Annotated in this window: 7 protein-coding genes and 1 tRNA gene; 1 reads left to right on the forward strand and 7 read right to left on the reverse strand. The window is 69.8% G+C overall.

All coding sequences use genetic code 11. The features are described from left to right. The 4 genes from BZL64_RS22450 to BZL64_RS22465 all read right to left on the reverse strand — a co-directional run. The coding region (locus tag BZL64_RS22450; protein WP_086771000.1) for a GH1 family beta-glucosidase at positions 1–1316 on the reverse strand (1316 nt) is incomplete at its 3' end. A gap of 787 nt (positions 1317–2103) precedes the next feature. Beyond that, positions 2104–3024, reverse strand: coding sequence for a carbohydrate ABC transporter permease (locus BZL64_RS22455; RefSeq protein ID WP_086771001.1), 921 nt, complete (start codon positions 3022–3024; stop codon positions 2104–2106). A gap of 10 nt (positions 3025–3034) precedes the next feature. Beyond that, positions 3035–4039, reverse strand: coding sequence for a carbohydrate ABC transporter permease (locus BZL64_RS22460; protein WP_086771002.1), 1005 nt, complete (start codon positions 4037–4039; stop codon positions 3035–3037). Between the two features lie 5 nt (positions 4040–4044). Beyond that, on the reverse strand, positions 4045–5373 hold the full coding sequence (locus BZL64_RS22465; protein WP_086771003.1) for an ABC transporter substrate-binding protein: 1329 nt from the start codon (positions 5371–5373) through the stop codon (positions 4045–4047). 337 nt (positions 5374–5710) lie between these two features. Here BZL64_RS22465 and BZL64_RS22470 point away from each other — a divergent pair, with 337 nt between their 5' ends. After that, positions 5711–6766 carry a LacI family DNA-binding transcriptional regulator gene (locus BZL64_RS22470; protein WP_086771004.1) on the forward strand — a complete coding sequence of 352 codons (1056 nt, stop codon included), beginning with the start codon at positions 5711–5713 and terminating at the stop codon, positions 6764–6766. A gap of 18 nt (positions 6767–6784) precedes the next feature. On the opposite strand, the gene BZL64_RS22475 is transcribed toward BZL64_RS22470, so the two are convergent. The 3 genes from BZL64_RS22475 to orn all read right to left on the reverse strand — a co-directional run bounded on the left by BZL64_RS22475 (position 6785) and on the right by orn (position 8111). Further along, positions 6785–7282 carry a GNAT family N-acetyltransferase gene (locus tag BZL64_RS22475; RefSeq protein ID WP_086771005.1) on the reverse strand — a complete coding sequence of 166 codons (498 nt, stop codon included), beginning with the start codon at positions 7280–7282 and terminating at the stop codon, positions 6785–6787. Positions 7283–7353: 71 nt separating this feature from the next. Next, positions 7354–7426, reverse strand: a tRNA-His gene (locus BZL64_RS22480). Positions 7427–7508: 82 nt separating this feature from the next. Further along, positions 7509–8111: an oligoribonuclease gene (orn, locus tag BZL64_RS22485; RefSeq protein WP_086771006.1), complete on the reverse strand. Its 603-nt coding sequence runs from the start codon at positions 8109–8111 to the stop codon at positions 7509–7511. Between the last annotated feature and the right edge of the window lie 152 nt (positions 8112–8263).

Below are 8263 nucleotides of genomic sequence, written 5' to 3' on the forward strand. Positions count from 1 at the left end.
TCGTAGCCGTACGCCCACTCGAAGTTGTCCATCAGCGACCACAGGTAGTAGCCGCGGACGTCCGCGCCCTCCGCGATGGCACGGCGGACGGCCCGGAGGTGACCGTGCAGGTAGGCGATCCGCTCGGGGTCGTGGACGCGGCCGTCGGCGTCGGGCTTGTCGTCGTAGGCCGCGCCGTTCTCCGTGATGTACAGCGGCAGGCCCGGCGCCTCCTTCGTGTACCGCATGATCAGGTCGTGCAGACCCGTCGGGTCGATCGTCCAGCCCATCTCGGTGCGCTCGCCCGGCGTCTGGTGGAAGGCGACGTCCTCCGCGGCCGGCCAGGGGGAGTGGTCGCTGGCGCCGTGACCGTCCGCCCGCGGCGCCGACGGGTCGGCGTCCGCCGCCGAGACGAGCGTGGGCGTGTAGTAGTTCAGGCCCAGCGCGTCCAACGGCTGGTGGATGGCGCGCAGATCGCCGTCGAGGACGTACGACCAGTCGGTGACCTTCGAGGTCGCGGTGAGGAGCGTCTCGGGGTAGGCGCCGCGCAGGATCGGGCCGTGGAACACGCCGTTCGCCAGGTCGTCGATCTTGCGGACCGCCGCGAGGTCTCCCGGAGTCTGCGAAAGGGGCCTGACCACCGAGGAGTTGAGGCTGATCGCCACCGAGTTGCGGGTGGGCATCACCGACCGCAGGGCCGTCGTGCCCAGGCCGTGCGCCAGGTTGAGGTGGTGCGCGGCCTTCAGCGAGGCCGCCGGGTCGGTGCGGCCGGGGGCGTGGACTCCGGAGCCGTACCCCAGGAAGGCGCTGCACCACGGCTCGTTGAGCGTGATCCACTGCTCCACGCGGTCGCCGAGGGCCTCGCCGACGATCTGCGCGTACTCGGCGAACCGGTACGCGGTGTCCCGCTCCGGCCAGCCGCCCGCGTCCTCCAGCTCCTGCGGGAGGTCCCAGTGGTAGAGGGTGACGGCCGGCTTGATGCCCTTCGCGAGCAGCTCGTCGACCAGCTTGCGGTAGAAGTCCAGGCCCACCTGCACCGCGGGGCCGCGGCCGGTCGGCTGGACCCGCGACCAGGAGACGGAGAAGCGGTACGCGGTCAGGCCCAGCTCGGCCATCAGCGCGACGTCGTCGCGGTAGCGGTGGTAGTGGTCGACAGCGATGTCACCCGTCTCACCACCGGCCGTCTTGCCGGGCGTATGGCTGAAGGTGTCCCAGATGGAGGGGGTACGGCCGTCCTCCCGCACCGCCCCCTCGATCTGGTACGCGGATGTCGCCGCGCCCCAGAGGAAGGCGGGAGGAAAGGTGACCGGGTTGGCCGACTGTGCGGACTCAGGCATGGAAGCGCTCCCATGAGTGGTCGTCGAGGTCGTCGAGACCGACGAAGGATGGGGGGAAGAAGTACGGAGGGGCTGGGGCGGCGGTGACCCGGCCCCCGTCGGACGCGGCACCGGCGGAGGTGTCACCCCCGCACGGACGCTGGGCCGGACGAGGTTGTCGGCCCCGCACGGATGCTGGGCCGGACGAGTTGTCAGCCCCGCGCCGACGCCGGGCCGGCGAGGTGGAGACCCCGCGGTTGTGGGCCGCGGACTCTTGCACCTGCGGATCCTGGACCCGCGGATTCTGGACCCGCGATTCTGGACCCGCGGATTCTCGGCCCCGCACGGAGGTTGATCCAGGCGGGGGTGTCGGTCCCCGGCGGAGGTGGTGACCGGCGAGGTGCCGACCCCTACGGCCGCGTCGACCGACGGGGTCGCCGGTCCCACGGGGACGTCGGGACCGGAGGTGACGGGTCCCGCACCTACCCGCGACCCGCGACCGGCGGGACGAGCGGCATGTCCCGCGACCCTCGGGGCGCCGGACCCGCGCGGGGACAGTGACCGGCGGGGTGCCGGGCCCGCATGGAGGACGGGACGGCGGGTTGTCAGTGCCGTAAGGATCTCCGACCGGGCGAGGGCGCCGGCCCCCGGCCGAGCACAGAGGTCCGCGCACGGCCGAGCACAGAGGTCCGCGCACGGCCGAGCACAGAGGTCCGCGCACGGCCGAGCAAAGGAGTCCCCGCACGGCCGAGCACAGGGAACCGCGCATGGCCGGGCCGGGTCACCGCCGCCCCCGCCAAGTCCCGCATCAGCCCTTCACCGCGCCCTGCATGATGCCGCCCACGATCTGCTTGCCGAAGATCGCGAAGACCAGCAGCAGCGGCAGTGTGCCGAGCAGGGCGCCCGCCATGATCAGGGACTGGTCGGGCGTGTACCCGCGGCCGAGGCCCGCGACCGCGACCTGCACGGTCGGGTTGCCGGTCTGGCTGAGCACCAGGAACGGCCACAGGAAGTCGTTCCAGGTCTGCACGAACATCAGCATGCCGAGCACCGCCATCGCGGGGCGCGCCGCGGGGAACACCACGTGCCAGACCACGCGCCAACTGCTCGCGCCGTCCACCCGGGCCGCCTCGATGATCTCGTCCGGCAGCGCCTGGATCAGGTACTGCCGCATGAAGAACACACCGAACGCGCTGACCAGCGACGGCAGGATCACCGCCTGGAGCTGGTCGGTCCACTCCAGCTTGGCGACCATCATGTAGAGCGGGATCACGCTGAGCTGCGGCGGCACCATCATCGTGCCGATCACGATCAGCATCATCGCGCCCCGGCCCCGGAACTTCAGCTTGGCGAAGGCGAACCCGGCGATCGTGGACAGGAACACGACGGTCACCGCCGAGGTGCCCGCCACGATCGTGGTGTTGAAGAATGCCTCGCCGAGGTTGGCGTCGTTCCAGGCGACGTCCAGGTTGTCCAGCAGGTTGCCGCCGAACCAGAACGGCGGTGGGGTCTGCGCCAGCCGGTTGTTGTCGCGGGAGGCGGCGATCGCCGTCCACACCAGCGGGAACAGCGAGCCGATGGTGAACAGGGCCAGGATCACGTAGGCGATCGGCCCCGCGTGCATCTGCCCACCGGCCCGCGCCGATTTGGGCCGCCGTACACGGCCGGGCTTCTTCACGGTCGTATCCGGCGGAGATGAGGGCGGTGTCTTGGAAGTCGTCGTCGTCACGGCCGTACTCCTAACTACTGGCGCGCAGCCGGCGCGAGATGACGTAGTTGACGATGCCGACCACGATCAGGATCAGGAACATGGTCCAGGCGATCGCGGAGGCACGGCCCAGGTGCTGGTTGACCCAGCCCTGCTCGTACAGGTAGAGGCCCAGCGTCTGGAACTGGTGCTCGGAACCGCCCGACGCCCCCTTGTTGGCGTCGAACAGCAGCGGCTCGCCGAACACCTGGGTCGCGCCGATCGTCGAGACGACGACGGTGAACAGGATGGTCGGGCGCAGCGAAGGCAGCGTGACGTGGAGGAACTGCTTCCAGCGGCTGGCACCGTCCAGCGCGGCGGACTCGTACAGGTCCTGCGGGATCGCCTGCATCGCGGCCAGGTAGATCAGCGCGTTGTAGCCGGTCCAGCGCCAGATGACGATGGTGGACACCGCGAACTGCGAGGGCCACTTGTCGCTCTGCCAGTCGACCGGATCGATCCCGACGAAGTCCAGCGCCCAGTTGATCATGCCGTAGTCGCGCCCGAAGAGCAGGACGAAGACGAGCGAGGCTGCCGCGATGGACGTGGCGTACGGGGCGAGCATCATGACCCGGTAGAAGGTCGAGCCGCGCAGCTTGTAGTTGAGGATGTGGGCGAGGCCCATCGCCATCAGCAGCTGCGGCACCGTCGAGATGATGCCGATCGTCAGCGTGTTCTTCGCCGCGTTCCAGAAGAAGTCGTCGTCGAAGATCCGCGTGTAGTTGCGCAGCCCCACCCACTCCATGTCGGTGGGTGCGGTCATCTCCACCTGGTGCAGCGAGGCCCAGCCGGTGTAGATCAGCGGGAACAGGCCGAACGCCAGGAACAGCAGGAAGAACGGTGAGACGAAGGCGTACGGGCTCCAGCGCATGTCCCGCTGCCAGCGGCGGGAGAGACGGGCCCGACGCCGTTCCGCCCCCGTGGGGTCGGCGGGCGGTCGGCCCGGGGCCGCGCCCCCCTCCTTGGTGGGGGGCGCGGCGGTGTCGTGGGTGGCCATACGGGTCACTTGTCCAGGTTGTTGTCGATGGTCTTGGTCGCCGTGTTCCAGGCCTCCTCCAGCGACTTGCCCTTCGTCACCAGGATCACGCCGTTGTCGGTCAGACCCTGCTGGATGATCTGGTCCTTGGCACCGATCACCTGGACCGGGGCGGCCTTGGCGGCCTCGGCGAAGATGGTGCCGATGTTGAGGTCACCGGTCATCTCGTTCTTGGCGCCGGTCACCTCGGGCATGGTGTACGCGCTCGGCGTGCTCGGGAAGGAGCCCTGCACCTTGAACAGCTTGGCCTGCTGCTCGGGCGCGGTCAGCCAGGCGACCAGCTTCTCGGCTTCCTTCACGTTCTTGCCGCTGGAGGGCACGGCGAGGAAGGAGCCGCCCCAGTTGCCGGACTTCGGGGCGACCGCGACGGCCCACTTGCCGAGGGAGTCGGGCTTCGACTTGCCCTTGAGGGTGCCGAGCATCCACGGCGGGCAGGCGATCGTCGCGAACTTGCTGTTCGCGATCGTGGTGTCCCAGGCCGGCTGGAACTGAGTCTGCGCCTGCACGAGGCCCTGCTCAGCGGCCTTGCCGGTCAGATCGAAGGCTGCCTTGACGGCCGGGTTCGACTTGTAGATGACCTCGCCGGAGGAGTCGTAGAACTTCTCCTTCTCACTGCTGAGGACGGCGTTGAGCAGGCCGCCGGGGGAGTCCATGAAGAAGGTGCCCTTGGGGGCCTTCTTCTTGTACTGCTCGCCGACGGTGATGAACTTGTTCCAGTCGCCCGCCCACAGCTTGCCCACCTCCGTCGGGTCGGTCGGCAGACCGGCCTGCTGGAAGAGGTCCGTGCGGTAGCACAGGGCCATCGGGCCGACGTCGGTGCCGAGGGCGACGGTCTTGCTGTCCTTCGTCGTGGCCTGGGACCACTTCCAGTCCAGCCAGTTGCTCTTGTTCACGCCCGAGACCTTGGACATGTCCTGGAGCTTCGCGCCCTGGGTGGCGGTGACCTCGGCGATGTTGGCGACCTCGACGGCCTGGACGTCCTGCAGACCGCTGTTGGTGGTGAGGTGGTTGACGAGCGCGGGGTAGTAGTTCTCGTTGCGCTCGATCACGTTCTCGGCGATCTTGATGTTCGGGTTCAGCTTCTCGTACTCGGTGTACAGACCGGCTTCCTTGAAGCCCATCGTGCCGAAAAGTCCCATGGTGATCGTGGTCTTGCCCTTGCCACCGCCCGACGACGAATCGTCGGACGCCTTGCCACCGCCGTCGTCGGCACAGCCGGCCAGCAGTCCGGCGCCCATGGTGGCGACGGTCGCCAGGACTACCACCCGACGGGAGCTTCGGGTACGTGCTCGCATTACGTCCTCCTGTTGCCCTGACGTGCCGACCCCCCGGCCAACTGCGTTGTTGGGCCCGTTAGTTTCCAGCTGCGGCTCGGGCGGGGAACGTGCGGGTTGTGTATGTGTCAGGTACCGTGGGAGCGCTCCCACAGGTGATGTGTTGAAGAGTCGTCGGTTCCGGCGAGGGTGTCAAGGGTGGGGGCGCGGAGAGATGCGTTCAGTTATCCGCCTGTTAGCTAACTCGCCGCGACGGTGCTTTTCGGCCGGGCGCGGTCACCCCGCGGGCGGTGGGGCGAACGGCCAGGACTGTTAGATTCCAGGCCAGTGCGACGATGACAGCGGGAAGGCGGAGCCCATGGCAAGCCACGGTACGCGGGGACGGAGCGGTGGCCGGCCGACCCTCGAAGAGGTGGCGGCACGCGCCGGTGTGGGCAGGGGCACGGTCTCCCGCGTGATCAATGGTTCGCCCCGGGTCAGCGACGCCACCCGCGCCGCCGTCGAGGCCGCGGTCGCCGAACTGGGCTACGTCCCCAACACCGCCGCCCGTGCCCTCGCCGCCAACCGCACGAACGCGATCGCCCTCGTGGTGCCCGAGCCGGAGACCCGCTTCTTCGCCGAACCGTACTTCTCCGACATCCTGCGCGGAGTGGGCGCGGAACTCGCCGACACGGAGATGCAGCTCCTGCTGATCTTCGCGGGCAGCGACCGGGAGCGGCAGCGTCTCGCCCAGTACCTGGCCGCACACCGCGTGGACGGCGTCCTCCTGGTCTCCGTGCACGCCGACGACCCGCTGCCCGACCTCATCGCCCAGCTGGAGATCCCGGCCGTGATCAGCGGCCCCCGCTCCGCCGCGGAGACCCTCCCGTCCGTGGACTCCGACAACTACGGCGGCGCCCGCTCGGCCGTCGAGCACCTGCTGGCGCGCGGCTGCCGGAACATCGCCCACATCACCGGCCGCCTCGACGTGTACGGCGCCCAGCGGCGTGTCGACGGCTACCGCGACGCCCTGCTCGCCGCGGGCCACGAAGTGGACGAACTCCTGATCGTGCAGGGAGACTTCACCGAGGAGGGCGGCCAGCGGGCGATGCGCGAGCTGCTGGCCCGCAGCCCCGTTCCCGACGCGGTGTTCGCGGGCTCCGACGTCATGGCGGCCGGCGCCCGCCAGACCCTGCGCGAGGCGGGTCGCCGTATCCCGGACGACGTGGCCCTGGTCGGCTACGACGACTCGGCCATAGCCCGCCACATGGACCCGCCGCTGACCAGCGTGCGCCAGCCCATCGAGGAGATGGGGCGCCGCATGCTCGACCTGCTCCTCACGGAGATCGCGGACAGCCGCCCGGCGGCGTCCCGTGGCCTGGAGCGACGCCAGGTGGTCCTGGCCACGGAACTGATGACCCGGGCCTCGGCCTAGGTCCACCGCCCCCCTCGTTCACAGCCGCCACCGCACCTCGCCGTCCAGCTCCTCCCCGGTCGGCGTGAGCCCCGCCGCGGCGGCGACCGCGGCCGAGGCGTGGTGCTCCGGGTGGATGTGCGCGACGACCGTACGGACACCTCGCTCGCGCAGCCCGTCGACCAGCGTCCGGGCGGCTTCCGTGGCGAGGCCCCGCCCCTGCCACGGCGTCCCCACCACCCAGGCGATCTCCGCGAACCGGCCCTCCTCGGCGAGGGTGGCCTGGACGGTACCCACGAGAGCGCCCGTGTCCCGCAGCGCCAGTACCCAGTTCCACCAGGTCCGGGCCGGATCGGGGGAGCCGGCGACGAGCCGCTCGTAGCGGGCGCGCAGGGCCTCCGGCGTACTGGGGGAGCCGCCGATGAAGGTGTGCAGGGCCGGGTCGGACAGGACGGCGGCCATCTCCCGCGCGTGCTCCACACGCAGGGGGACGAGGTCGAGCCGCTCGGAGCGGAGGGGTTGGGGGTGGGGCTGCATGGTCGGCGCACTCCCTGGAGAAAACGAATCAGCCGGTGACCTTCTGAGAAGGTCACCGGCTGATTACTCAGGGTGAGTGACGGGACTTGAACCCGCGGCATCCTGGACCACAACCAGGTGCTCTACCAGCTGAGCTACACCCACCATGCCCGGCAGTCGACTTTGTGGTCTCCCTACCGGCCGAGAAAAAGTGTACAGGGTCTGAAGGGGTGCTCGCGCACGCCTTTTATCCGGCGGGCAGGACGTGCTTCGCGGCGATCGCCTTCGCGGTGTCGGAGTCCGGTCCGGGCTGCGGTACGAAGACGGCCTCGCGGTAGTAGCGCAGCTCCGCGATGGACTCGCGGATGTCGGCCAGGGCGCGGTGGTTGCCGTTCTTCTCGGGGCTGTTGAAGTAGGCCCGCGGGTACCAGCGCCGGGCCAGTTCCTTGATGGAGGAGACGTCGACGATCCGGTAGTGGAGGTAGCTCTCCAGCGTCGGCATGTCCCGCACCAGGAAGCCGCGGTCGGTGCCGACGGAGTTCCCGCACAGCGGGGCCTTGCCGGGCTCCTTCACGTGCTCGCGGATGTAGGCGAGGACCCGCTCCTCGGCGTCGGCGAGGGTCGTGCCGCCCGCCAGCTCGTCGAGCAGCCCGGACGAGGTGTGCATCTGACGCACCACCTCCGGCATCGTCACGAGGGCCGCGTCCGGCGGCCGTACGACGATGTCCACACCCTCGCCGAGGATGTTCAGCTCGGAGTCGGTGACGAGGGCGGCAACCTCGATGAGCGCGTCGTCGGACAGCGAGAGGCCGGTCATCTCGCAGTCGATCCACACCATGCGATCGTTCATGCGCCCACCCTAAGGGTGACGTGCCCTGATCCGTTCCCCCGCGTCACGCCGGACGTCCCCGGGGGAAAAGCGGGAAGGGGCGGCGGGGGCGGATACGTCCGCCCCCGCCGCCCACCCTCACAGCCCGCTGCGCCTGCCTCTCATACACATCT

This window comes from Streptomyces bobili (assembly GCF_002154575.1).
Taxonomy (GTDB): Bacteria; Actinomycetota; Actinomycetes; order Streptomycetales; family Streptomycetaceae; genus Streptomyces; species Streptomyces bobili.